Source organism: Streptomyces sp. CA-181903, from assembly GCF_050937075.1.
Classification (GTDB): domain Bacteria; phylum Actinomycetota; class Actinomycetes; order Streptomycetales; family Streptomycetaceae; genus Streptomyces.
In genome coordinates this window covers 1,815,771-1,840,431 of sequence record NZ_JBNJLY010000001.1, presented here as the reverse complement: position 1 = coordinate 1,840,431, position 24,661 = coordinate 1,815,771, and the positions used below count along the sequence as shown (strand labels likewise).

Genomic DNA, 24,661 nt, shown 5'->3' with positions numbered 1-24,661 from the left:
CACTGACAACGGCCCCCGCCGAACCCGCCACCGCATGACAAAGGCGCCCGCACCCCGGTCGGGGGTGCGGGCGCCAGGCCCGAAAAACGCTGCCTACGTCAGCCGCGCTTGTCCTCGATCGCGTCCGCCGGCTCGGCCGTGCGGAGCTCCTCCAGGAAGCGGTCCACGATGCCGCTCTCCCGCGCGTACGTCTCGACCGACTCGCCGACGATGCGACCCGCCAGCTCGGTGGCCAGCGCGCCGACCTGCTCGCGCAGCTGCGCCTCGGCCATCGTGCGCTCGGCGTCGATCATCGCGTGACCGGCGGAGATGATCTCGTCGCGCTGGCGCTGGCCCTCGGCCCGCAGCTCGGCGATGATCGCGTTGCCCTGCTCGACCGACTCCTGGCGCAGCCGCGCGGCCTCGTGCCGGGCCTCGGCCAGCAGCGCCTGGTACTCGGCGTGGACCCGCTCCGCCTCGGCGCGCGTCTCCTCCGCCTCGCCGAAGCGGCCCTCCGTGGCCTGCTCACGCTCGGTGAGGACCTTGTTGATCCGGGGCAGGATCCCCTTCGCGATCACCGCGAAGACGAGGAAAAACAGCACCAGACCGAGGACGAGCGGAGCAACGTCCGGCTTCAGCGGTCCGATGTCGAGAGCGAGGTTCATCATGGCCATGAGGTGCAGGGTAGTCGAAGCCGCCCCCGGGGCGCGCCCCGCACCCCGTCCCGCGCCCCTTTGCCGTGCGCGACCCCCAACTCCCCGCCCGCGCGCGGACGGTACCACCATCGGGGGAAACATCCCCCACAAGGCGTCACGCCGCAGGTGCAGCCGGTAGCTTGAAGCGGTCCTGAAGCATCGAACAAAAAGGGCATAAACGACTTGTCCGGCTGTGTTCGCCGCCGCCCACGGGAAGGCCGCACCCCCGCATGAGCAACTCCCCGAGCTCCGACCACACCCCCGACGCGCCCCTCGACTTCGCGGGCATCGGCATCGGCCCCTTCAACCTCTCCCTGGCCGCCCTCGCCCACCCGCTGTCCGGCCTCCACGCGGCCTTCTATGACGAGAATCACACGTTCCGCTGGCACCCCGGACTGCTCATCGACGGCAGCCGCATCCAGGTCCCCTTCCTCGCCGACCTCGTGACCCTCGCCGACCCCACCAGCCCCTGGACCTTCCTCAACTACCTCAAGACCCGCGAACGCCTCTACCCCTTCTACTTCGCCGAGCGCTTCCACATCACACGCGCCGAATACGACGCCTACTGCCGCTGGGTCAGCGAGAACCTCACCGGCCTCCACTTCGGCCACCACATCGACGCCGTCCGCTGGAACCCCGAACGCGTCCTCTTCGAGATCGACTACACCCAACTCGACCGCGACGGCGAAGCCGAAGCCCTGGGCCGCACCTACGCCCGCAACGTCGTCCTCGGCATCGGCACCACCCCCGACATCCCCGAACCCCTCCGCCCCCTCGTCGAGGCCCACGGCGTCCCCGTCCACCACTCCGCCGACTACCTTGACCACCGCGCCGACCTCCTCGCCGCCGACCACGTCACCGTCATCGGCTCCGGACAGTCGGGCGCCGAGATCTTCCTCGACCTGCTCCGCCACCGCCCCGTCGGCCGCGAGAAGCTCCACTGGCTCGCCCGCACCCCCGCCTTCGCCCCCACCGAGACCAGCCGGCTCGGCCGCGAACACTTCACCCCCGACTACGGCCAGTACTTCCACGCCCTCCCCGAACCCGTCCGCGACCAGGCCCTGCCCCAGCAGTGGCAACTCCAGCAGGGCATCGACCCCGCCACCATCACCGCCATCCACGACGAGCTCTACCGCCGCAGCCTCCACGGCGGCTGGCCCGACACCACCCTCACCCCGGGCGTCTTCGTCCGCACCGCCGGACGCGTCGGCACCACCCGCGTCGAGCTCCACCTCGAACACCACCAGCAAGGCACCCGCTCACGCCTCACCACCGACGCCGTCATCCTCGCCACCGGCTACCGCGAACGCCGCGTCGACCGCCTCCTCGCCGCCCTCGACCCCTACATCCGCCGCGACTCCGGCGGCCGGCCCCGCATCGACGCACAGCACCGCCTCGTCCTCGACCCCCTGGTCAAGGGCGCCGTCCACGTCCAGAACGCCGAAACCCACACCCACGGCATCGGCAGCTCGGACCTCGGCCTCGCCGCCTGGCGCAGCGCCACCATCCTCAACGCCATCACCGGCACCACCCACTACGCCCTGCCGCACCGCACCGCCTTCACCACCTTCGGCCTGGAGCCGCGGCCCACACCACGGCCCCACACCGCGTCCGCCTCAGAAAAGCGGCACACCATCCCGCGTCAACTTCCAGTCCACTGACGCGAACTTCGCCACATCGATCACCTTCTGGGCCTTCACCCAGCCGATGATCGTGTTACGGATCTCCTCCGAATTCGCCCACACCTGCTTAGCCCGCGCCACATGCGGGAAATTACCGCCACCGCTCGCCCGGTAGTTGTTCACCGCCAGCACGAACTGCGCGGAATCGTCCAGCGGCTTCCCGTCGAACAGCAGCTTCCCGATCCGCGCACCCGGCGCCTTCGCGATGTCGATCTCGTAGGAGAGACCACTCACCACGTCGTAGTTGTAATCCGGAATGCTCTCCGCGTTCGTGAGCTTCGCCGGATCCACCGGCGCCCCCGCCGGCGTCCGCACGTAATACCGCGCCGAGAACTCCAGATACTCCCGCAGCTGCGCGCCGGTCAGCACCCGCGCCTCCAGCGTGTTCTCGAACGGATACAGCCCCGCCACCTGGCGGACCGACACCGGGCCCGCCGGAACCGCCGCCGTCCGCGAGAAACACGACGCCTGCGACAGCACCGGCAGCGACGCGTACGCCGTACCCTTCAACGCCGCACGCACCGTCTCCGCCTGCACATGGTTGATGAAATCGATGATCGGCGTGTCCCGGTACGGCGCCTCCGCCGCGTCCATCGCCGCCGTCGACGTCCCGATCCGCTGGTTCACATAGGCCACCACCTTCCGGTGCTGCCCCCGTACCAGAGCGGTGACCGTCGCGTCCTCCTCGGCCGTGTTCGAGTTCAGCACCTTCGGCGACACCGACGTGACCTGCCAGCGGCCCCGCTCCCACACCAGATCGAAGTCGAACAGCGTCAGCCGCTGCCCCCACTTCAACGGCTCGGACAGCACCACCGGCCGACCCGTTTCCTTGTTCACCACCCGGTACTCCGGCACCTCCACATGCGCGTGCCCCACCAGAATCGCGTCGATCCCCGGCACCCGCTCCGCCACCAACGCCGCCGCGTTCTCCACATAAGGCAGCGCGTCACCGTAGGACGACGTACCGCTCGTCCCCGAATGCGCCGCCACGATCACGACGTCCGCACCCATCGACCGCAGCCGCGGCACCCACTTCGCCGCCTGCTCCTCCAGGCCGGGGAAAACCATCTTCCCCTGCACATTCGCCTTGTCCCAGATCGCGATCCCCGGATTCGTCAGACCCAGCACCGCCACTCGCACATCACGCCCGTGCGGCGTCCGCATCCGCTTGATGACATACGGCCGGAACGCCGGCCGCATCGTCTTCGCGTCCAGCGCGTTCGCCCCCAGCAACGGGAAGTGGCACTGCTGCTCGAACTTCCGCAGCACCGGAATGCCGTAATTGAACTCGTGATTCCCCAGGGCCGCCGCGTCGTACCCCATGGAGTTCATCGCCAGCGCCATCGGATGCACCGGGCCGTGCGCCTTGGTGATCGGCTCCACCCGCGCGTAGTAGTACGCCAGCTGCGTCCCCTGGATCGTGTCGCCCGCGTCGATGAGCAGCGTGTTCCGCCGCCCCTTCTCCTTGCGGACCTGCTTCACCAGCGTCGAGATCTTCGCCAGGCCCACATCGTTGTGCGCCTTGTCGTCGAACTCCGCATCGGTGAAGTAGTCCCAGTTGAAGACGTTCCCGTGCAGATCCGTGGTGCCCATGACGGTGAACGCGTACCGCTTCGTCCTGCCGTGCCCGCGGCCCCCGTGCGCCCCCTGCCCCATGAGCGGCTGCCCGTCGGCCGCCGCCGACGCGGCGCCCACCGCCCCGGTCAGGGCCACCCCCGCCCCCGTAGCGGCCGTACGCCCCAGGAAGCGCCTGCGGTTGAGCGGCATCGAATTCCCCATCCCTTTACCTGTCACCTGACGATCTCACCGCGGCCGGCCGAGAGCCGGCCGCGTCCTGCAACGGCACCGGACGGCCGCAACACCACGAACCCCCGGTACAACGCGCGTAGATTCTGGCCCCCACAGGCACCATGGCAACACCCTTGCAAGGTTGCGATCCGATGACTCCGGACAGTCCCGCCGACGAACACGGACTGGGACGCTAGCCCCATGACCGCAACCGAGCCGTTGCCCTACGGAACCCCCGACACCCCACGCGTCGCCGTCCGCGGCGAAGCCCACCTCGAAGTCGACCCCGAAATCGCCCGCCTCGGAATCACCATCAGCGCCCGCGGCACCGACCGCCACAAAGCCCTGGACGACCTCACCCGCCGCAACAACCACATCATCGAACTCCTCAAAACCCACGGCGACGCAGTCGAGAAAATCGAGACCGGCGCCATCACCATCACCCCCCAACTCAACGACAAAGGCCGCCACGAACGCATCCGCGCCTACCGCGGCCACGTCCACATCACCGCCACCCTCAGCGACTTCACCATCCTCGGCGAACTCACCACCCGCCTCTCCGACCTCGAACTCACCCGCATCGACGGACCCTGGTGGGCCCTCCGCGCCAACTCACCCGCCCACCGCGAAGCCCGCCGCCAAGCCGTCCACGACGCCGTCCAACGCGCCCGCGAATACGCCGAGGCACTCGGCTCCCGCCTCATCGCCCTCGTCGAACTCGCCGACACCGGCGCCGAACACCCCGCCCCCGCCGCACCGCCCGCCCGCCCCGCCATACTCCGCAGCGCCGGCTACGCCGGCTCCGCCCCACCCGCCCTCGACCTCGAACCCCAGCGCCAGAGCGTCTACGCCCATGTCAACGCACGGTTGACCATGACCCCGCCGATCCTGTGAACCGGTGCGCGCGGGGGTGCCGAGGGGACCTCCCGCCGCTCATCGGAGCGCCCCCGCGCACGTTTCACTAGTTGTCAACAGACCTTTACCCAACGGCCTTTGGGCGGCCGTGTCCGGCAGATTCTCTACCCGCCGGTAGGTCATAAGGTCGTGCCATGCGCCGAGCGAAAATCGTCTGCACCCTGGGGCCTGCCACCGACTCGTACGAGCAGATCAAGGCCCTCGTCGAAGCCGGCATGGACGTCGCCCGCTTCAACCTGAGCCATGGCACCCACGCCGACCACGAGGCGCGGTACGAACGGGTGCGGAAGGCCGCCGAGGAGACCGGCCGCAACGTCGGCGTCCTCGCCGACCTTCAAGGCCCGAAGATCCGCCTCGGCCGCTTCCTCGAAGGCCCCGTACTCCTTGAACGCGGCGACACCTTCACCATCACCGTCGAGGACGTCCTCGGCGACCGCCACCGCTGCGGCACCACCTACGACGGCCTCGCCGCCGACGTCACCCGCGGCGAACGCATCCTCGTCGACGACGGCCGCGTCACCCTCGAGGTCACCGAAGTCAACGGACCGCGCGTCCACACCGTCGTCCTTGAGGGCGGCATGGTCTCCGACCACAAGGGCCTCAACCTTCCCGGTGTCGCCGTCTCCGTCCCCGCCCTCTCCGCGAAGGACATCGAAGACCTCCGCTGGGCCATCACCACCGGCGCCGACATCGTCGCCCTCTCCTTCGTCCGCAGCGCACGGGACATCGACGACGTCCACCGCGTCATGGACGAGGAAGGACGGCGCCTCCCCGTCCTCGCGAAGATCGAGAAGCCGCAGGCGGTCGAGAACCTCGACGGCATCGTCGCCGCCTTCGACGGCATCATGGTCGCGCGCGGCGACCTCGGCGTCGAGATGCCGCTCGAAACGGTCCCGATCGTGCAGAAGCGCGCCATCAAACTGGCCAAGCGCAATGCCAAACCCGTCATCGTCGCCACCCAGATGCTCGACTCCATGATCGACGCATCCCGCCCCACCCGCGCCGAGGCGTCCGACGTCGCCAACGCCGTCATCGACGGCACCGACGCCGTGATGCTCTCCGGTGAGACCAGCGTCGGCAAATACCCCGTCGAGACCGTCCGCACCATGAGCCGCATCCTCCAGGCGGCCGAAGAGGACATCCTCGCCCAGGGACTCCCCCGCTCACCGAGCGCAGCAAGCCCCGCACCCAGGGCGGCGCCGTCGCCCGCGCCGCCGCCGAGATGGGCGACTTCCTCGGCGCCAAGTTCCTCGTCGCCTTCACCCAGTCCGGCGACACCGTCCGCCGCCTCTCCCGCTACCGCTCACCCATCCCCCTCCTCGCCTTCACCCCCGAACCCGCCACCCGCTCCCAACTCAACCTCACCTGGGGCGTCGAGACCTTCCTCGGGCCCATGGTGCAGACCACCGACGAGATGGTCAGCCAGGTCGACGAATACCTGCTCCGCATCGGCCGCTGCCGCAAGGGCGACATGGTCATCATCACGGCCGGCTCCCCGCCCGGCACTCCCGGCACGACCAACCTCGTACGGGTGCACCACATCGGGGAGGACGACGGGCCGAAGGGGTAGGCGGGGCCTGCGAGATCAGTGTTTCGGGCCGATGTGGGCGTCCATGAGGGCGACGGAGTCGCGGCGGGCGACCGAGATGTTGAACGGGTCGGGGCCGCGCCGGACGACCTTCCATGCGACACCGACCTTGTCGAGGGTGTCGCAGAAGAGCTGCCGGATGTCGTCGGACTTGTTGGCGAAGAAGTAGCGGGGATACTCGTAACGTTTACTCACTCCCTGGACGACTCTGGTGGTCCAGTTCGTGATGCGGCAGCCGTCGGAGTGGATGAGCCCGCGTACGAACTCCCAAGGGTGGTCATCGACGATCCGTTGCTGCCAAGGTTCGAGTGCGATTCGGCGCTCGTGTTTCTTCCCCGCCCCGTGCTGGGGGAACAGGCACCACAGGTGCTTCGAGTAGATCTTCACCTTGCGGCAGCCGGTCCGCCTGACGCGGCAGACCTTGTTGTCGGGCAGCACGGCTTGCATGGCCGCTTCGCACGCGTTCATGAGACCGGGCCAGTCCTCGGCGCAGGTGATCATCAAGCTCGGCACTCGGTGCTGGGAGTACTGGATGATGTGTCCGTCGCCCAGGTAGAGGCCAAGCAGGTAGGAATACGCCGCCTCGTCCAGCGCACGACCGTGGCATCGAGGGCACTCGGGGTCGGGGCGGCCCGGGCACTCCCCGCGTCTTGAGCGGTCGACGTGCAGCCAGTAGCTGACCGTGCCGATGGGAACGCCGAGTCTTCGTGCTACGTCGGCGTTGGACACTCCGGAGCGGAGAAGATCGAGAGCCTTCTGTCGCACTGCGCTGCCATGAAACTCCATGCCATTACAGTGCGTTACGAAATGTGAGCATGGGGTGGAGGCGGGTGAAGTTCACGAGAAGGTGAACATCCGCTTTTACCGTTAAGTGCCGGGTATGGGATTCGAACCCACATGTCCTCGCGGACAGAGGTGTTTGAGACCTCCGCGTCAACCAGTTGCGCCAACCCGGCCGGACAGGCTGTGAGCAGCATACCGTGTGAGCATCGAGGGTCCCTACTAGGTAGGCTCATACACATCACCTGCTTGACCGAGGAGACCCGTGAGCGCCGCCGAGCCCCAGCCGCCCGTCGACGACGAGCCGCAGCACACCCCTCCGCACACCACCCGTGTCGTGATCGCCGAGGACGAGGCCCTGATCCGCCTCGATCTCAAGGAGATGCTCGAGGAAGAGGGCTATTCCGTCGTGGGCGAGGCGGGCGACGGGGAGACGGCGGTCGCGCTGGCGCGGGAGCACCGGCCGGATCTGGTGATCCTGGACGTGAAGATGCCCGTGCTCGACGGGATCTCCGCGGCCGAGCGGATCGCGGCCGAGTCGATCGCGCCCGTGCTGATGCTCACCGCGTTCTCGCAGCGCGAGCTCGTGGAGCGGGCGCGGGACGCCGGGGCCATGGCGTACCTGGTGAAGCCGTTCAGCAAGAGCGACGTGGTGCCGGCGATCGAGATGGCCGTGTCGCGGTTCACGGAGCTGAAGGCGTTGGAGAAGGAGGTCGCGGACCTCTCCCAGCGGCTGGAGACGCGCAAGCTGGTGGACCGCGCGAAGAGTGTTCTGCAGACGCAGTACGGGCTGACGGAGCCGGCGGCGTTCCGGTGGATCCAGAAGACGTCGATGGACCGCCGGATGTCGATGCAGCAGGTGGCGGAGGCCGTCATCGAGGACGCCCGGGAGAAGAAGGCGGCTAAGGAGCAGCAGTCGCAGTAGCGGCTGGTGAGTTGGGCGTGGGGTCCGTGTCCGGGTTTGGACGCGGGCCCTTCGTGCTGCTCGGGGCTTGGGTTCCGGTCAGTCCTCGCCGAGGTACGCCTTGCGTACGGACGTGTCGCCGAGGAGTTCCGTGCCGGTGCCGGAGAGGACGATGCGGCCGGTTTCCATGACGTGGCCGTGGTCGGCGAGGGTGAGGGCCGCTTGGGCGTTCTGTTCGACGAGCAGGATCGTCGTGCCGTCGGCCTTGAGTTCGGCGATGGTGGTCATGATCTTCTGCATCATGATCGGGGAGAGGCCCATGGAGGGTTCGTCGAGCATGAGGAGTTTGGGGCGGGACATCAGGGCGCGGGCCATGGCGAGCATCTGCTGTTCGCCGCCGGAGAGGGTGCCGGCGGGCTGGCGGGCGCGTTCGCCGAGGATGGGGAAGAGGCTGTAGGCACGCTCGATGTCGTGGGCGATGGCGGTGGTGTCCTTGCGGAGGAAGGCGCCGAGCTGGAGGTTCTCGGCGATGGTGAGGCGGGGGAAGATGTGGCGGCCTTCGGGGGAGTGGGCGAGGCCGAGGGCGACGATGCGGTGGGCGGGGACTCGGGTGAGGGGTTTCCCGTCGAAGCGGATGCTGCCGGCCGTGGGGTGGAGGAGGCCGGAGAGGGTGCGGAGCGTGGTGGTTTTTCCGGCGCCGTTGGTGCCGATGAGGGTGACGATCTCTCCGGCGCGGACGGTGAAGGAGATGCCCTTGACGGCTTCGATCTTGCCGTAGGCGACGCGGAGGCCGCGGACTTCGAGGAGGGCCGTCATCGGGGGTCGTTCTCCTCGGGGTGGGTGCGGGGTGTGGTGTCGTCCGGGGGCGCCGGTGGGGCTGCTTTCGTCCGGGCCGCCGCCTCCGCCTGAGCGCTTGCCGCCAGGGCCGCCGCGGTGGCCGCCGCTTCCGCCGCTCGGGCCGCTTCCGCCGCCTCGACCTCGGCGGCCTCGTCCTGTCCCGGGGCGCCCTCGAAGGGGGTGCCGAGGTAGGCGGCGATGACGCGGTCGTCGCTCTGGACGGTGCGCGGGGTGCCCTCGACGAGCTTCCGGCCCTGGACGAGGACAGCGACGTGGTCGCAGAGGCTGAAGATGAAGCGCATGTCGTGCTCGATGACGAGGACGGCGATGCCCTGGTCGCGGATGGCGAGGACGAGGCGTTCGGCGGCGCGGGTCTCCTGGGGGTTCATGCCGGCGGTGGGTTCGTCGAGAAGGAGCAGGCCGGGGTCGCTGGCGAGGGCGCGGGCGATCTCGAGCCTGCGTTGTTCCCCGTAGGGGAGGTTGCGGGCGAGGTGGTCGGCCTTGTCGGCGAGGCCGGTGAATTCCAGGAGTTCGCGGGCGCGTTGGTGGGAGGCGCGTTCCGCGCGGTGGAAGCGGGGGCTGCGGAGGAGGGCGGAAATGAGGCCCTCTTGGGTGCGGGTGTGGCGGCCGACGAGGACGTTCTCCAGGACGGTCATGCTGGGGAAGAGGCGGATGTTCTGGAAGGTGCGGGCGATGCCCGCCTGGGTGACGAGGTGGGGTTTGGCGGGGAGGACGGTGTCGCGGTAGACGACGGTGCCTTGGGTGGGGACGTAGAGGCCCGTGAGGCAGTTGAAGAAGGTGGTTTTTCCGGCGCCGTTGGGGCCGATGAGCCCGACGATCTGCCGGTCGTGCACGGTGAGGTCAACGGAACGTACGGCGGTGAGGCCGCCGAAGCGCATGGTGACGCCGGTGGCGGTGAGGACGGGGGCGGCGCTGGTGGCAGCGGTGGTGTCGTGGGCCGTGGGCGGCATGGTGGTCACGCCTCCGCTCGGGTGAGGGTCGCGGTGTCGGGGGCGGCGTCGTCGTGGAATTCGAGCTGTTTCCGGCGGTCGGCGACGAGGCCCTCGGGGCGGAAGCGCATCAGGAGGACGAGGGCGACTCCGAAGAGCAGGAGTTGGTAGTCCTGCATGAAGTCCATTTTGTTCGGGATGAGGTAGAGGAGGGCGGCGCCGACGAGGGGGCCGGTGATGGTGCCCATGCCGCCGAGGATGACGGCGGCGAGGAGGAAGGCGGAGTTGGGCGGGACGGTCCCCGCGAACTGGTACTGGTCCGGGGTGGCGGTGGTGATGACGTGGGCCTGGACGGTGCCGGCGAGGCCGGCGAGCGCGGCGCCGAGGGCGAAGGCGAGGAGTTTGAGGCGGAAGGCGTTGATCCCCATGGCGGTGGCGGCGGTCTCGTCCTCGCGGATGGCGATCCAGGCGCGGCCGATGCGGGAGGCGGCGGCGCGGCGGAAGACGAGGACGACGGCGATGGTGGCGAGGAGCATGAGGAGGTAGTAGTTGCCGAAGCGGCCGATGGGGGTGCCGAAGAGGTCATGGGTGTCGCCGAAGTCGAAGCCGCCGACGGCGAGATCGGGGATGTTGGGGATGCCCATGGCGCCGTTGGTGATGTCGGGGCCGGTCTTCCCGTTGAGGTTGAGCATGGTGATGCGGAAGATCTCGCCGAAGCCGAGGGTGACGATGGCGAGGTAGTCGCCGCGGAGGCGGAGGGTGGGGGCACCGATGAGGACGCCGAAGACGAGGGAGGTGCCGATGCCGGTGAGGACGGCCGCCCAGAACGGGAAGTGGACGCCGGCGGCGGATTCGGGGGAGCCGGAGACGAGGGCCGCGGTGTAGGCGCCGACGCCGAGGAACGCGACGTAGCCGAGGTCGAGGAGGCCGGCGAGGCCGACGACGACGTTGAGGCCGAGGGCGACGGTGGCGAAGATGAGGATGCTGGTGGCCAGGTTGGTGTAGGTGTCGCTGGTGAGGGTGAGGGGGAAGACCGCGGCGGCGATGAAGGCGGCGGTGAGGGTGATGGTGCGGTGCCGGGCCGTGAGGGTGCTGAGGCGGGCGGTGAGACCGGAGCGGCCGAGGGCGGCGAGTCCGGAGCCGGCGAGCAGGAGGTAGCCGACGAAGAGTTCGCCGTACTCGGCTTCGATGCCGTAGGTGAAGAGGCCGAGGCCGAGGGCGAACGCGGCGGCGATGAGGAGGAGTTCGGCCCAGGTGGGGAGCGGGGTGGGGGCGGGGGTACGGCCGGGGGTGAGGGTGTGGCGGAAGCGGTGCCAGGGGTTGGTGGGGGTGGTGTTCTCCGGGCGGTCGGTGTCGGTTCCGTGATCCCTGCCGCCCCTGTCGCCCCTGCCGCCCCTGCCGCCCCTGCCGCCCCCGCCGTCGCCGCCGTCGCCGCCATCCCCGCCGTCTGCGCCGTCGGCGCTTTCGGCCCCCTCCATGCCCTCCACGTCGGCCGGGTAGGGCCGCGCCGGGGGCAGGGCGAGGGCGCCGAGGACGGCGGCGAGGGTCGCGCCGCCGGCGAGGAAGCCGCCGGGTTCGAGGTTGACGAGGCCGCCGAGGTCGGTGGTGATGGCGCCGAGCGTGTACCAGGTGGCGGCGAAGGTGCCGAGGGCCAGGAGCAGAGTGGGGGCAGTGGTGCCCGAGGGAGCGAGCCAGCGGAGTCCGCGGATGCCGTAGCCGGCCAGGACGTACAGCAGGGTGAGGGCGGCACCGGCCAGGGTGATGTTCTGGAGACCGCCGGGATAGCCGGTGACGGTGAGGTTGCCGGGGAACGAGGTGGTCCACGTCCAGGCGAGGAAGGTGGAGACGAGCGCGAGGGCTGCTCCCGCGCCCGTGAGCAGGCGGGCGGCCGCCGGGGGCAGCGGGATCGTGGCGGGTGTCGGCGTCGTGGCGCCCGGGGCCGTGGCGGACGGTCGTCCTCCGGCGGGGTGGCGGTCGAGGGGCATGGCCGTCACGCCCGATCCGCGACGCGTTCGCCGAGCAGGCCCTGGGGCCTGAGCAGCAGGACGAGGATGAGGAGGACGAAGGCCCAGACGTCCTTCCAGGAGCCGCCGCCGAACTGGGACATGCCGGGGATCTCCTCGATGTAGCCGGTGGCGAGGGCTTCCGCGACGCCGAGGACGACGCCGCCCAGCATGGCGCCGTAGATGTTGCCGATGCCGCCGAGGACGGCCGCGGTGAAGGCCTTGAGGCCGGTGATGAAGCCCATGCGGAAGTCCACCTGTCCGTATTTGAGGCCGTGGGCGACGGCGGCGACGGCGGCGAAGGTGGCGCCGATGGCGAAGGCGATGACGATGATGCGGTCGGTGTTGATGCCCATGAGCTTGGCGGTGTCGGGGTCCTGGGCGGTGGCCTGCATGCCGCGGCCGGTGCGGGTCCTGGCGACGAAGAGGCCCAGGGCGAGCATGCACAGCGGGGCGGCGATCAGCAGGAAGACCTCGCCGCGCTGCACCGTGGCGCCGAGGATCTTGAAGGACTCGCCCTTGAACTGGGGGAACACCCTGGCCTTCTTGGCGTCGGGGTACCACTTCCAGACGGCCTGCTGGAGGGCGATGGAGAGGCCGATGGCGGTGATGAGCGGGGCGAGGCGCGGGGCGTTGCGCAGGGGCCGGTAGGCGAAGCGTTCGGCGGCCACGGCGATGGCGACGGCGGCGGCGATGCCGCCGAGGATCATGAGGGGGAGGGCCAGGAGGAGCGCGGTGCCGTCGGGGAGGGCGAGGTGGACGGTGAGGGCGCCGAAGCCGCCGACCATGAAGATCTCGCCGTGGGCGAAGTTGATGAGCTGGACGATGCCGTAGACCATCGTGTAGCCGATCGCGATGAGGCCGTACATCGCGCCGAGGATGAGTCCGTTGGCCAGCTGTTGCGGCAGTTCGTGCACCGCCGGGCCTCCGTGGGATGAGAACGTGCGGGGGATGTGCGGGGACGTGCGGGGCAAGGGGCCGCGGGCGGCCGGCGCGGGCCGGTGGGTCCGCACGGGCCGGTGGGTCCGCGCCGGGGTAGTGGGTCCGCACGGCGAGGGCGGGGAGGGCCGGGGGAATCGTTTCGGCGGAAGCGGTCCGGCCGGCTGGTACGGGCCGGTCAGCGCTTGAACTCGGCGCTGTGGCGCGCCTTCCAGGTGTTCCCCTCGACCTGGTAGGCGGTGATCATGGTGTTGGTGGTGTCGCCGTACTTGTCGAAGGAGACGGTTCCGGTGACGCCGTCGAACTTGACCTTGTCGAGGGCCTCGACGACCTTGGCGCGGGCGCCGTCGGGGAGTTTGCCGCCGTTGTCGGCGACGACGGCCTTGACGGCCTGGATGATGGCCCAGGTGGCGTCGTAGGTGGAGCCGCCGTATGCCTCGTAGCGGTCCTTGTAGCCCGCGGCTTTGTAGTCGGCGATGAACTTCTTGGCGGAGTCGAGTTCTTCGACGGGTTTGCCGACTGAGGTGGCGTAGTCGCCGGCGGATTTCTTGTTGAGTTTGATGTAGTCGGCGCTGTACATGCCGTCGCCGCCCATGAGGGGGGCGTTGACGCCGCTCTCCTTGAGCTGCTGGCTCAGGGGTGCGGCGGCGGGGTACTCGCCGCCGTAGAAGACGAGGTCGGCTCCGGAGCTCTTGGCCTTGGAGACGATGGCCTTGAAGTCGCGGTCCTCGGGATTGACGTGCTCGGTGCCGGCGATCTTTCCGCCGAGTGCGGTGAACTGGGTGGAGAAGGCGGCCGCGAGACCGACGCCGTAGGTCTTCTGGTCGTCGATGACGTAGGCGGTCTTGGCCTTGATCTGGTCGTGGGCGTATTTCCCGCCGAAGGCGCCTTGGATCTCGTCGGTGGTGGCGGTGCGGAAGTAGGTGCTGAACTGCCGCTTTCTCCGGTCCTGTTTCCAGTCCTTGCCCTGGGTGAGGTCGGGCGTGGTGTTGGCCGGGGATATGAGGGCCACGGTGTTGGACTGGGCCACCTGCTGCATGGACTGGGCGACGCTGGAGTTCAGCGGACCGACGATGCCGACGACCTTCTTGTCCCCGGCGAGTTTGGTGGCGTTCTGCTGTCCGGAGGTGGGCTGGGCCTGGTCGTCCAGCGCGGACAATTCGAAGGTGACACCGGGTACGTCGTTGCTTTTGTTGGCGTTGGTGACAGCGAGGTGGGCGGAGTTCTTGATGCCCTGGCCCAGGGCGGAGAGGTCGCCGGTCAGGGGGGCGTCGAGGCCGATCACCACGGTGGTCTTCCTGCCTCCCTTGTTGCCGTTGTCGCCCCCTTTGTCGTCGTCTCGGGAGCCGCAGGCGCTCAGGGCCAGGGCCCCGGCGGTGAGTGCGGTGGTGAGCAGGAGCACGGGACGGTGTCGCACGGTGAGTCCTTTCCCTGGCGCGGCGGCTTGGCTGTGGTGCGGTGCCGTGTCGCTCGCCGGGCAAGGACGGAGGAGGGAACGTGCGCGTAACCGCCCGGCGGGGTGGTGGATGGCCGTGACTGTAAGGGCAGGGCGACCGGGCGGGGCAGAGGTGCCGTCCAGGATGTGACTGTCTTGTTATGACGCAGATCACATTCCGCATCGACGGATCCCGCCCCGCCGCCGGGAGGTTCACCCGGTGGCCTTGGAGGCGGCAACTGCCCGCCACGGCCCGGGAGTTGTCAGGCCGATGCCTGCGGGTTGTCTCGGATGACGCAGGTGAGGCGGGCGGAGCAGACGCGCTTGCCCTGCTCGTCGCTGACGGCGATCTCGTACGTGGCGCTGGTGCGTCCGCGGTGCACCGGGGTGGCGACGCCGGTGACGAGGCCGGAGCGGACGCCGCGGTGGTGGGTGCAGTTGAGGTCGACGCCGACGGCGATCCGTGTGGGGCCGCCGTGCAGCATGGCGCCGACGGAGCCGAGCGTCTCGGCGAGCACGGCGGAGGCGCCGCCGTGGAGCAGCCCGTACGGCTGGGTATTGCCCTCGACCGGCATGGTGCCGACGACGCGGTCGGGGGACGCCTCGACGACGCGGACGCCCATGCGCTCGCCGAGGTGGCCCGCCGAGAAGAGGGCGGGCAGGTCCAGGCCGCTGCCGGCCCAGGCGTCGAGGATCTCCTGCGGAAAGACGGTCCGGCTCTGTTCGCCCATGCTTCTCGGCTCCCCTGGTGCTCGTGGCGTACGTGAGGTGCGCGTGACTTCAGGTACTTCAGGTGGCTTCAGGTACTCGTGGTGCCTGAAGTCATGCGCAGACGTTTGTTATCAGGTGGTGCTCTCGGGGCGCTCGGTGGGTTCGAGTCGGATGATGACGGACTTGCTCGCGGGGGTGTTGCTCTGGTCCGCGGTGTGGTCCAGCGGCACCAGGACGTTGGTCTCGGGGTAGTAGGCGGCGGCGCAGCCCCGTGCCGTCGGGTAGTGGACGACGCGGAAGCCGGGGGCGCGCCGTTCGGTGCCGTCCGTCCACTCGCCGACGAGGTCGGTGTACGCGCCGTCGGCGAGCCCGTGGTCGCGGGCGTCGTCGGGGTGGAGGAGGACGACGCGGCGGCCGTTCTTGATGCCGCGGTAGCGGTCGTCGAGGCCGTAGATGGTGGTGTTGTACTGGTCGTGGGAGCGGATGGTCTGGAGGAGCAGGCGACCTTCCGGGACGTGCGGGAACTCGACGGGCGCCGCGGTGAAGTTGGCCTTCCCGGTGGTGGTGGGGAAGGTGCGGGAGTCGCGGGGCGCGTGGGGGAGGGTGAAGCCGCCGGGGCGGGCGACGCGGGCGTTGAAGTCCTCGAAGCCGGGGATCACGCGGGCGATGCGGTCGCGGATGGCGCCGTAGTCCTCCTCGAAGCGCTCCCAGGGCGTGGTGGAGGCGGTGCCGAGGACGGCGCGGGCCAGGCGGCAGACGATGGCGGGCTCGGAGAGCAGGTGGGGGCTCGCGGGGTCGAGCCGGCCGCGGGAGGCGTGGACCATGCCCATGGAGTCCTCGACGGTGACGAACTGGTCGCCGCCGCGCTGCCGGTCGCGTTCGGTGCGGCCGAGGGTGGGCAGGATGAGGGCTCGCGCCCCGGTGATCACATGCGAGCGGTTGAGCTTGGTGGAGACGTGGACCGTGAGGCGGGCGCGGCGGACGGCCGTTTCGGTGACGTCGGTGTCGGGGGTGGCGGAGACGAAGTTGCCGCCCATGGCGAGGAAGACCTTGGCCCGGCCGTCGCGGAGCGCCCGGATCGCGCGGACCACGTCGAGGCCGTGCTCGCGCGGTGGGGCGAAGCCGAACTCCTTCTCCAAGGCGTCGAGGAAGGCGGGGGCGGGGCGTTCGAAGATGCCCATGGTGCGGTCGCCCTGGACGTTGCTGTGGCCGCGGACGGGGCAGACGCCGGCGCCGGGACGGCCGATCGCGCCGCGCAGCAGCAGGAGGTTGACGACCTCCTTGATGGTGACGACCGCGTGCTTGTGCTGGGTGAGGCCCATGGCCCAGCAGACGACGGTGCGTTCGGAGGCGAGGATCATGCGCAGGGCCGTCAGGATCTCCTCCCGGGCCAGCCCGGTGGCGCGGAGGGTCTCGTCCCAGTCGGCGGTGCGGGCGAGGGCGGCGAACTCCTCGTAGCCGTGGGTGTGCTCGCGGACGAAGCCCTCGTCGACGGCGCCCTCGGTCTCCAGGACCAGCCGGTTGAGGAGGCGGAAGAGGGCCTGGTCGCCGCCGAGCCGGATCTTGAGGAAGAGGTCGGTGAGGGGGGTGCCGGAGCCGGCGAGGCCGCGCGCGTTCTGCGGGTTCTTGAACCGTTCGAGGCCCGCCTCGGGCAGCGGGTTGACGGTCATGATCTTCGTGCCGCCACGCTTGGCCTTCTCCAGGGCGGAGAGCATCCGGGGGTGGTTGGTGCCCGGGTTCTGCCCGGCGACGATGATCAGGTCGGCCTTGTAGAGGTCCTCCAGCAGGACGCTGCCCTTGCCGACACCGAGGGTGTCGGTGAGGGCCGAGCCGGACGACTCGTGGCACATGTTCGAGCAGTCGGGCAGGTTGTTGGTGCCGAACTCGCGGGCGAACAACTGGTAGAGGAACGCGGCCTCGTTGCTGGTGCGCCCGGAGGTGTAGAAGACGGCCTCGTCGGGCGACTCCAGGGCCCGCAGCTCGTCGGCGATGATGCCGAAGGCCCGCTCCCAGCTCACCGGCTCGTAGTGGTCCGCGCCCTCCGCGAGGTACATGGGACGGGTGAGGCGGCCCTGCTGGCCGAGCCAGTAACCGCTCCGGCCGGCGAGGTCCGCGACCGAGTGGGCGGCGAAGAAGGCGGGGGTGATCCGCCGGAGCGTGGCCTCCTCGGCGACGGCCTTGGCGCCGTTCTCGCAGAACTCCGCGGTGTGCCGCTTGTCCGGCTCCGGCCAGGCGCAGCCCGGGCAGTCGAAGCCGTCCTTCTGGTTGACCCTGAGCAGGGTGAGCGCGGTGCGCCGGACGCCCATCTGCCGCTGGGCGGCGCGCAGCGAGTGCCCGATGGCGGTGAGACCCGCCGCGGCGTGCTGCGGCTCGGTGACCTCGGGGGCGTCCTGGACGGGGTCGCCTGCCGGTGGTTTGCCTGCCATGTCGTTCCCCCTGGGCGGTGAGGCGGTCGCGTGGAGTGCTGCCGGTGACGATCCTGTCACGGGGGTCGGACAGTCGGGGCGGCGGTGTGGCGGGGATTGTCAGTGGGTCGTGGCAGGATCGGGGGCGTGGCAGCAAAGGCATCGAAATCACCGTCCGACGCGACCGAGCAGACCGGCCCCGAGGCCGTGGGGGAGGTACGGGAGGCCGTCCCCGCCTGCTCCTGATGGACGGGCACTCCATGGCCTACCGGGCGTTCTTCGCGCTGCCCGCGGAGAACTTCACGACCACCGGCGGTCAGCCGACGAACGCGGTGTACGGCTTCGCGTCGATGCTCGCGAACACCCTGCGTGACGAGAGCCCCACGCACTTCGCGGTGGCGTTCGACGTGTCGCGCAAGACGTGGCGCTCCGAGGAGTACGCGGAGTACAAGGCGACCCGTTCCAAGACCCCGGACGAGTTCAAGGGGCAGGTGGAGCTGATCGGCGAGTTGCTGGACCACATGCGGGTGCCGCGCTTCGCCGTCGACGGGTACGAGGCCGACGACGTCATCGCCACCCTGGCGGTCCAGGCCGAGGCGCAGGGCTTCGAGGTGTCGATCGTCACCGGCGACCGGGATTCGTTCCAGCTGGTCAGCGACGCCGTCACGGTGCTGTACCCGACCAAGGGCGTTTCCGAGCTGACCCGCTTCACGCCGGAGAAGGTCCAGGAGAAGTACGGTCTCTCGCCCGCCCAGTACCCGGATTTCGCGGCGCTCCGCGGTGACCCGTCGGACAACCTGCCCGGTATCCCGGGCGTCGGTGAGAAGACCGCCGCGAAGTGGATCAACCAGTTCGGTTCGTTCGCGGAGCTGGTGGAGCGGGCCGACGAGGTCAAGGGCAAGGCCGGGCAGAACCTGCGGGAGCACCTGGAGGCGGTCAAGCTCAACCGCCGCCTCACCGAGATGGTGCGCGACGTCGAGCTGTCGACGGGCCCGGAGGGCCTGGTCCGGGAGGCGTACGACCTCAGCGCGCTCGGCGAGCTGCTGGACCGGCTGGAGATCCGCAACCGGAGCCTGCGCGACCGGCTGTGGGGCACGGACCCGGCCGCGGTCGTGGAGGAGGCGGCCGAGGAGCTGGAGATCGAGCTGGACGGCCGGATGCTGGGCCAGGGCGAGCTGGCCGGCTGGCTGGCCGACATCCCGGCGGACGTGCCGGCCGCCGTGGTGGCCGGCTACGACTGGAAGCTCGGCACGGGCGATGTCCACGAGGTGGCGCTGGCCCTGCCGGACGACCGCGCCTGCTGGTTCGTCCCGCAGGAGCTGTCCGAGGACGACGACCGGGCGTTCGCCGCCTGGCTGGCCGACGCGGACCGCCCCAAGGTGCTGCACATGGGCAAGCGCGTCGTCCGCGTGTTCGCCGAGCGCGGCTGGCGGGTCGAGGGCGTCACCATGGACACCGCCGTCGCCGCCTACCTGGACGAGCCGGGCTCCCGGCCCTTCGAGACGGACCCGCTCAACCGCCACCGGCAGAAGCGGGCCGGCAAGGTCCGCTTCAACAAGGGCAAGCGCCAGCTCACCGAGCTGGAGGTGCTGGTCGAGGACAAGCTCGGCCGCACCCTCCCGCGCGTCGATCCCGACAAGGCCGAAGCCGGCCAGCAGGCGTTCGACTTCGACGGCACGGCCGACAAGGAAGCGGCCGAGAAGCTGATGGTCGAAGGCCGCGCGGTCCTCGACCTGGGCGTCTTCTACGAGCGGAAGCTCGCCGGGACGGGCGCGCTGGAGCTCATGCGCGACCTGGAGCTCCCGGTCGGCGACCTGCTCGTCGCCATGGAGCGCGAGGGCATCGCCGTCGACCGGGCCCGCCTGGAGCGACTGTCCGAGGAGTACCTGGGCGAGATCGAGCAGGCGGTCGCCGAGGCGCACCGCGCCGCCGGCCGCGAGTTCAACCTCTCCTCGCCCAAGCAGCTCCAGGAGATCCTCTTCGAGGAACTCGGCCTGCCCAAGACCAAGAAGATCAAGACCGGTTACACCACCGACGCCGACGCGCTGGCCTGGCTGGCCGCGCAGACGGAGAACGAGCTGCCGGTCGTCCTGCTGCGCCACCGCGACCGCGCCAAGCTCAAGACCACCGTCGACGGCCTGATCAACAACCTGGCGGCGGACGGCCGGATCCACACCACCTTCAACCAGATGGTGGCCGCCACCGGACGGCTGTCCTCCACCGACCCCAACCTGCAGAACATCCCGGTGCGCACCGGCGACGGCAGCCGCATCCGCCGCTGCTTCGTGGTCGGCGAGGGCTTCGAGTCGCTGATGACGGCCGACTACAGCCAGATCGAACTGCGCGTCATGGCCCACCTGTCGGAGGACGAGGGCCTCATCGAGGCGTTCACCTCCGGTGAGGACCTGCACACCACGGTCGCCTCCCAGGTCTTCGGCGTGGCCAAGGCCGACGTCGACCCGGAGATGCGCCGGAAGATCAAGGCCATGTCGTACGGGCTTGCCTACGGCCTGTCCGCGTTCGGCCTCTCGCAGCAGCTCGGGATCTCCCCGGGCGAGGCGGGCGGCCTGATGGACACCTACTTCGAGCGGTTCGGCGGGGTGCGCGACTATCTGCGCCGGGTCGTCGAGGAGGCCCGCGCCACCGGCTACACCGAGACGATGCTCGGCCGCCGCCGCTACCTGCCCGACCTCAACAGCGACAACCGCCAGCGGCGGGAGATGGCGGAACGGATGGCGCTCAACGCGCCCATCCAGGGCACCGCCGCCGACATCGTCAAGGTCGCCATGCTGCGGGTGGCCGAGGCGCTGGAGAAGGAGAAGCTGGCCACCCGGATGCTGCTCCAGGTGCACGACGAAATCGTGCTGGAGGTGGCCCCGGGCGAGCGGGAGAGGGTCGAGGAACTGATGCGCCGGGAGATGGCCGGGGCCGTGAGCCTGCGGGCCCCGCTCGACGTGTCGGTGGGCGTCGGCGGCGACTGGGAGTCCGCCGCCCACTGAGCCACCGGCGAGAGCCGCCGCGCACCCGCCGACCGCGCAGGCCGTCGGCGGGTGCGCGTGTTTCCGAAGGCGCGGGGCCGGTGTTTCCGGTTTCCGGAGACGCGCCGGGCCGGTGTTTCCGGGGAGACCGAAGTTTTTCCCGGGAGATCGGTGTGCGAACGCCCGATCCGTGTCACACGATGGAGGGAAACCCGAACGGCCGGTTCCCTGGGAAGGGAACCGCGGAGCAGAGGAGGCTCGCCGTGAAGGAGAGTCCCGAGGACGCGTCCACGGCATCAGCGCCGCAGCGGCTCTACACTGGGAGTGAGCGACCCTTCGACCCCGAGGACCTGGTCATGGCCTCGGGGCACGACGTCACTCCGAAACGGGTGGAGGCCGCCCGGCGGCACATCGAGGAGAAGGGCGCGGCGGCGCTGGAACGCTATCTGCCCTGACCGGCCCCGCCCGGCGCCCTCACCGGCGCCGGGCGTTCGCCCGCCGCGTGGGCTCCGCCGTCGACGGGTCCTCCGGCCAGGGATGCCGCGGATAGCGGCCCCGCAGCTCGGCCCGGACCGCCCGGTAGCCGTCGCGCCAGAACGAGGCCAGGTCCGCCGTGACCGCCGCCGGGCGCCCGGCCGGTGACAGCAGGTGGACGAGGACGGGCACCCGCCCGCCGGCGACCGTCGGTGTCCGCTGCCAGCCGAACAACTCCTGCAGCTTGACGGCCAGTACCGGCCGCCCGCTCCCGTAGTCCACCCGGATCCGCGACCCGCTGGGCACCTCGATCCGCTCCGGGGCCAGCTCCGCCAGCCGGGCCGCCTCCCCGCCCGCCCACGGAAGCAGCCGTTCCAGTGCGGCCCGGGCGTCCACCCGCTCCAGGTCGGCACGGCGCCGCGCCGCGTCCAGCTCCGGGCCCAGCCACGCCTCGGGGGCCGCCAGCAGCGCTTCGTCGGAGACGTCCGGCCAGGGCGCGCCCAGCTCGCGGTGGAGGAACGCGAGCCGCTCCCGCAGCCCGGTCGCCTCCGGCCCCCAGCGCAGCAGCCCCGGCCCCTCGGCCCGCAGCCCCTCCACCAGGGCCGCGCGGAGGAGGCCGCGGTCGGGGGAGGAGAGCGGCCGGGAGGACAGTTCGACCGCGCCCAGCCGGGCCACGCGCCGGGCCACCACGTCACCGCGCTCCACCGACCAGCACACCTCCTCCGCCTCGGCGAACAGCGCCCCGGCGGTCGTGCGTGCCGTGTCCTCGTCGATCACCGCACCCAGCCGCACCCGCGCCGACGCCGAGGCGACCGGCCGGTCGGCCACGGCCACCGCCAGCCACGGCGCGCAGCGCAGCCGCGAGCCGTCGCCGAGGGCGGCGCCGGTCCCCGACGCCATCAGGAACGCGCCCTCGCCGCGCGCCCGCGCCACCCGCTCGGGGAACGCCAGCGCGGCGACCAGGCCCGCCGCGGCGTCGTCGGTGAGCGCGTCCCCGGACCTCCCTTCGGCGACCCCGCGCAGGGCCGACTCCAGCCGCCGGGCCTCCGCCCGCCAGCGGGCGGAGTACGCGTCACCGCCCCGGCGCGCGGCCCGCCAGGCGGCCGCCAGGTCGTCGCCGTACTCGCGCGGCGGCTCCTCGCTCAGCAGCGCGACGATCTCGGCCGTGCGCCGCGCCCCCACCTCCGCCGCGCCGTCCAGCAGGGCCCGGGCCAGCCGCGGGTGCACACCCAGCCGGGCCATGCGGTGCCCGCGCGCGGTGGGGCGCCCGTCCGCGTCGACGGCGCCCGTGGCCGTCAGCACGGCGCGCGCGGCGGCCAGCGCGCCGGGCGGCGGCGGGTCCAGCAGCGCCAGGCCGCTCGCGTCCGGATCACCCCAGCAGGCCGCCTGCAGCGCGAACGCCGTCAGGTCGGCGACCAGGATCTCCGGCGCCGGGAAGGCGGTCAGCCGCGTCTCGTCGGCCTCCGCCCAGCAGCGGTAGACGGTCCCCGGCGCCTCACGCCCCGCCCGCCCGGCCCGCTGCCGGCCGGCGGCCCGCGACGCGCGGACGGTGGTCAGCGCGCTCAGCCCGCGCGCGTGGTCCGTACGCGGTTCCCGGGCCAGCCCGGAGTCCACCACCACGCGGACGCCGGGCACGGTCAGGCTCGACTCGGCCACCGACGTCGCCAGCACCACCCGCCGCGCCCCCGACCCGCCCGCCAGAACAGCCTCCTGTACGGCCGCCGGAGCCCGTCCGTGCACCTGGAGGACCTCCGCCCCGAGCTCCGCCGGGCCGCCCAGCAGCCCCGCGACCCGGGCGATCTCGCCGACCCCGGGCAGGAAGCAGAGCACGTCGCCCGCCCGCTCCCGCAGTGCCTGCCGCACCACCCCGGCCACATGCTCCAGCAGCACCGGGTCCACGCGCGTCCCGTGCGGGGGCCGCACCGCCCGCTCCGGCGGCGCCCACACCGTCTCCACCGGGTGCGACACGCCCTCGGCGGCCACCACCGGCGCGTCGCCGAGCAGCCGCGCCCAGCCCTCGGCGTCGGTCGTCGCGGACGCGGCGACCAGGCGCAGCTCCGGCCGCAGCGCGGCCCGCACGTCCAGCAGGAACGCCGCCGCCGTGTCGGCGTCCAGGTGCCGCTCGTGGCACTCGTCGAGCACCACCACGTCGACCCCGGAGAGTTCCTGATCGCGCTGGAGCCGCTGCAGCAGCACGCCGGTCGTGACCACCTCCACGACGGTCCCGGGCCCCACCCTGCGCTCGCCGCGCACCGTGAACCCCACCCGGCCCCCGGCCTCCTCGCCCAGCAGCCACGCCATGCGCCGCGCCGCCGCGCGGGCGGCGATCCGCCGCGGCTCGGCCACCAGGACCCGCCGCACCGGACCCGGCGCCCCCACCAGACCGGCCAGCACCAGCGGCACCAGCGTCGTCTTGCCCGTGCCGGGCGGCGCGCAGAGCACGGCGGTGCCGTGCCCGTCCAGGGCGGAGACGAGCGCGGGCAGTGCGCCGCGGACGGGAAGCCGGTCGAGGACGTCGGTACGGATCACGCGCACCAGTGTCGCCGACCCGCCGGAAACGGAAGGAGGCCGCACCCCGGCCACACTTGTGGTCGGGGTGCGGCCTCCTTCCGTGCCGCGGACTCAGTCCCGTTCGCAGACGAAGATCGCCGTGCCCGGGATCAGGTGCCCGCGCAGCGGGGACCAGCCGCCCCACTCCTGGTGGTTCCAATCCGGCCATTCCGGCTCGACGAGGTCGACGAGCCGGAACCCGGCCGTCACCACGTCCCGCACCCGGTCGCCGAGCGTCCGGTGGTGCTCCACGTAGACGGCGCGCCCCGTCTCGTCCTGCTCCACATAAGGGGTGCGGTCGAAGTAGGAGGCCGCGACGGACAGGCCCTCGGGGCCCGGCTCGTCCGGGAAGGCCCAGCGGATGGGGTGGGTGACGGAGAAGACCCACCGGCCGCCGGGCCGCAGCACCCGCCGCACCTCGCGCATCACCCGCACCGGGTCGGCCACGAACGGCACCGCGCCGTAGGCCGAGCACGCCAGGTCGAAGGAGCCGTCCGCGAAGGGCAGCGCGCGGGCGTCCGCCTCCACCAGGGGGACGCCCCCGCCGATCCGCAGCGCGTGCTGGAGCTGGCGGTGCGAGAGGTCCAGCGCCACCGGCCGGGCCCCCTGGGCGGCGAGCCAGCGCGAACACTGGGCGGCCCCGGCGCCGATCTCCAGGACGTCCCGTCCGGCCAGGCCGGTGGCCGGGCCGAGCAGTCCGGCGTCCGCCTCGTCGAGCCCCTCCGGGCCCCAGACGAAACGGTCGTCGCCGAGGAACGCCCCGTGTTCCCGCTGGTACTCGTCGGCGTTGCCGTCCCACCAGACCCGGCTGGCCCGGCTGCTCTCGGTCTCGCCGGCGTTTCGCCTGGTCGCCTCCGGTTCGCCTTCCTCGTGACCCTGAGGGTCCCGGAGGTCCTGCCGCGGCTCGTACGTGTCTGGCGTCATCTGGGTGGTCGCGATCCCGGGGTGATGGGGTGAGGGGGGCTTGCGGGTAAAGTATTCGGCCGCCGGAGGGTCTCGAACGGCTCCCACAAGGTGAGTTGTGCCGGATTCGGGGCATTTTGTCCCT

17 protein-coding genes, 1 tRNA gene and 1 pseudogene are annotated in these 24,661 nt (G+C 71.1%); 6 read left to right on the top strand and 13 right to left on the bottom strand.

Translation table 11 applies throughout. From position 1 onward, the window contains the following. Positions 1–98 precede the first annotated feature (98 nt). The gene (locus tag ACQEVS_RS07975) at positions 99–653 is read right to left on the bottom strand and encodes a F0F1 ATP synthase subunit B (RefSeq protein WP_433017156.1); all 555 of its coding nucleotides are present in this window, start codon (positions 651–653) and stop codon (positions 99–101) included. Positions 654–904: 251 nt separating this feature from the next. Here ACQEVS_RS07975 and ACQEVS_RS07970 point away from each other — a divergent pair, with 251 nt between their 5' ends. After that, a complete protein-coding gene (locus tag ACQEVS_RS07970) occupies positions 905–2,335 on the top strand; it encodes a lysine N(6)-hydroxylase/L-ornithine N(5)-oxygenase family protein (protein WP_433017153.1) in 1,431 nt (476 codons plus the stop codon). Here ACQEVS_RS07970 and ACQEVS_RS07965 read toward each other — a convergent pair. Continuing rightward, complete coding sequence (locus ACQEVS_RS07965) at positions 2,291–4,123, bottom strand: bifunctional metallophosphatase/5'-nucleotidase (protein ID WP_433027362.1); 1,833 nt, start codon at positions 4,121–4,123, stop codon at positions 2,291–2,293. The two genes, ACQEVS_RS07970 and ACQEVS_RS07965, sit on opposite strands and share 45 nt — an antisense overlap. A 222-nt stretch (positions 4,124–4,345) precedes the next feature. Here ACQEVS_RS07965 and ACQEVS_RS07960 point away from each other — a divergent pair, with 222 nt between their 5' ends. Both ACQEVS_RS07960 and pyk read left to right on the top strand, forming a co-directional pair. After that, the gene (locus tag ACQEVS_RS07960) at positions 4,346–5,038 is read left to right on the top strand and encodes an SIMPL domain-containing protein (protein ID WP_433017150.1); all 693 of its coding nucleotides are present in this window, start codon (positions 4,346–4,348) and stop codon (positions 5,036–5,038) included. Positions 5,039–5,193: 155 nt separating this feature from the next. Next, positions 5,194–6,629 (top strand): annotated as a pseudogene (gene pyk, locus ACQEVS_RS07955) (pyruvate kinase). Positions 6,630–6,644: 15 nt separating this feature from the next. Here pyk and ACQEVS_RS07950 read toward each other — a convergent pair. Both ACQEVS_RS07950 and ACQEVS_RS07945 read right to left on the bottom strand, forming a co-directional pair. Continuing rightward, the gene (locus ACQEVS_RS07950; RefSeq protein ID WP_433017147.1) at positions 6,645–7,433 is read right to left on the bottom strand and encodes a helix-turn-helix domain-containing protein; all 789 of its coding nucleotides are present in this window, start codon (positions 7,431–7,433) and stop codon (positions 6,645–6,647) included. Positions 7,434–7,519: 86 nt separating this feature from the next. Further along, a tRNA-Leu gene (locus tag ACQEVS_RS07945) sits at positions 7,520–7,603 on the bottom strand. An 89-nt stretch (positions 7,604–7,692) separates the two neighbouring features. Between ACQEVS_RS07945 and ACQEVS_RS07940 the strand changes: the two genes are divergently transcribed. Then, positions 7,693–8,352, top strand: coding sequence for an ANTAR domain-containing response regulator (locus ACQEVS_RS07940; protein WP_185943688.1), 660 nt, complete (start codon positions 7,693–7,695; stop codon positions 8,350–8,352). A 78-nt stretch (positions 8,353–8,430) separates the two neighbouring features. On the opposite strand, the gene ACQEVS_RS07935 is transcribed toward ACQEVS_RS07940, so the two are convergent. From ACQEVS_RS07935 to ACQEVS_RS07905, 7 genes are all read right to left on the bottom strand, one after another. Then, positions 8,431–9,147 carry an ABC transporter ATP-binding protein gene (locus tag ACQEVS_RS07935; protein WP_433017143.1) on the bottom strand — a complete coding sequence of 239 codons (717 nt, stop codon included), beginning with the start codon at positions 9,145–9,147 and terminating at the stop codon, positions 8,431–8,433. Further along, the gene (locus ACQEVS_RS07930) at positions 9,144–10,139 is read right to left on the bottom strand and encodes an ABC transporter ATP-binding protein (RefSeq protein WP_433027359.1); all 996 of its coding nucleotides are present in this window, start codon (positions 10,137–10,139) and stop codon (positions 9,144–9,146) included. Before ACQEVS_RS07930 ends, ACQEVS_RS07935 begins: the two co-directional genes overlap by 4 nt. Positions 10,140–10,144: 5 nt before the next feature. Then, entirely contained in the window at positions 10,145–12,103 is a 1,959-nt protein-coding gene (locus ACQEVS_RS07925; RefSeq protein ID WP_433027356.1) for a branched-chain amino acid ABC transporter permease, read from the bottom strand. Positions 12,104–12,108: 5 nt separating this feature from the next. After that, the gene (locus tag ACQEVS_RS07920; RefSeq protein ID WP_433017140.1) at positions 12,109–13,038 is read right to left on the bottom strand and encodes a branched-chain amino acid ABC transporter permease; all 930 of its coding nucleotides are present in this window, start codon (positions 13,036–13,038) and stop codon (positions 12,109–12,111) included. 200 nt (positions 13,039–13,238) lie between these two features. Continuing rightward, positions 13,239–14,462, bottom strand: coding sequence for a branched-chain amino acid ABC transporter substrate-binding protein (locus ACQEVS_RS07915; protein WP_433027353.1), 1,224 nt, complete (start codon positions 14,460–14,462; stop codon positions 13,239–13,241). A 296-nt stretch (positions 14,463–14,758) separates the two neighbouring features. After that, complete coding sequence (locus ACQEVS_RS07910; protein ID WP_433017137.1) at positions 14,759–15,226, bottom strand: PaaI family thioesterase; 468 nt, start codon at positions 15,224–15,226, stop codon at positions 14,759–14,761. Between the two features lie 111 nt (positions 15,227–15,337). Next, the gene (locus tag ACQEVS_RS07905) at positions 15,338–17,632 is read right to left on the bottom strand and encodes an FdhF/YdeP family oxidoreductase (protein WP_433017134.1); all 2,295 of its coding nucleotides are present in this window, start codon (positions 17,630–17,632) and stop codon (positions 15,338–15,340) included. A gap of 224 nt (positions 17,633–17,856) precedes the next feature. On the opposite strand from ACQEVS_RS07905, the gene polA reads away from it, so the two are divergent. After that, a complete protein-coding gene (polA, locus tag ACQEVS_RS07900; RefSeq protein WP_433017131.1) occupies positions 17,857–20,610 on the top strand; it encodes a DNA polymerase I in 2,754 nt (917 codons plus the stop codon). Positions 20,611–20,852: 242 nt separating this feature from the next. Then, the gene (locus ACQEVS_RS07895; protein WP_433017128.1) at positions 20,853–21,044 is read left to right on the top strand and encodes a hypothetical protein; all 192 of its coding nucleotides are present in this window, start codon (positions 20,853–20,855) and stop codon (positions 21,042–21,044) included. A gap of 19 nt (positions 21,045–21,063) precedes the next feature. Here ACQEVS_RS07895 and hrpB read toward each other — a convergent pair whose 3' ends face one another. Together hrpB and ACQEVS_RS07885 are read right to left on the bottom strand one after the other, a co-directional pair. Continuing rightward, on the bottom strand, positions 21,064–23,592 hold the full coding sequence (hrpB, locus tag ACQEVS_RS07890; protein WP_433017125.1) for an ATP-dependent helicase HrpB: 2,529 nt from the start codon (positions 23,590–23,592) through the stop codon (positions 21,064–21,066). Positions 23,593–23,685: 93 nt separating this feature from the next. Further along, positions 23,686–24,537, bottom strand: coding sequence for a class I SAM-dependent methyltransferase (locus ACQEVS_RS07885; RefSeq protein WP_433017122.1), 852 nt, complete (start codon positions 24,535–24,537; stop codon positions 23,686–23,688). Positions 24,538–24,661: the final 124 nt, after the last annotated feature.

Bases quoted from the DNA above. Each gene is read 5' to 3' on its own strand.
- ACQEVS_RS07925 (WP_433027356.1), bottom strand. From the start codon at position 12,103: ATGCCCCTCGACCGCCACCCCGCCGGAGGACGACCGTCCGCCACGGCC.
- ACQEVS_RS07935 (WP_433017143.1), bottom strand. From the start codon at position 9,147: ATGACGGCCCTCCTCGAAGTCCGCGGCCTCCGCGTCGCCTACGGCAAG.
- ACQEVS_RS07975 (WP_433017156.1), bottom strand. From the start codon at position 653: ATGGCCATGATGAACCTCGCTCTCGACATCGGACCGCTGAAGCCGGAC.
- ACQEVS_RS07970 (WP_433017153.1), top strand. From the start codon at position 905: ATGAGCAACTCCCCGAGCTCCGACCACACCCCCGACGCGCCCCTCGAC.
- ACQEVS_RS07965 (WP_433027362.1), bottom strand. From the start codon at position 4,123: ATGCCGCTCAACCGCAGGCGCTTCCTGGGGCGTACGGCCGCTACGGGG.
- ACQEVS_RS07910 (WP_433017137.1), bottom strand. From the start codon at position 15,226: ATGGGCGAACAGAGCCGGACCGTCTTTCCGCAGGAGATCCTCGACGCC.
- ACQEVS_RS07930 (WP_433027359.1), bottom strand. From the start codon at position 10,139: ATGCCGCCCACGGCCCACGACACCACCGCTGCCACCAGCGCCGCCCCC.
- ACQEVS_RS07885 (WP_433017122.1), bottom strand. From the start codon at position 24,537: ATGACGCCAGACACGTACGAGCCGCGGCAGGACCTCCGGGACCCTCAG.
- ACQEVS_RS07960 (WP_433017150.1), top strand. From the start codon at position 4,346: ATGACCGCAACCGAGCCGTTGCCCTACGGAACCCCCGACACCCCACGC.
- ACQEVS_RS07905 (WP_433017134.1), bottom strand. From the start codon at position 17,632: ATGGCAGGCAAACCACCGGCAGGCGACCCCGTCCAGGACGCCCCCGAG.
- ACQEVS_RS07950 (WP_433017147.1), bottom strand. From the start codon at position 7,433: ATGGAGTTTCATGGCAGCGCAGTGCGACAGAAGGCTCTCGATCTTCTC.
- polA (WP_433017131.1), top strand. From the start codon at position 17,857: ATGGACGGGCACTCCATGGCCTACCGGGCGTTCTTCGCGCTGCCCGCG.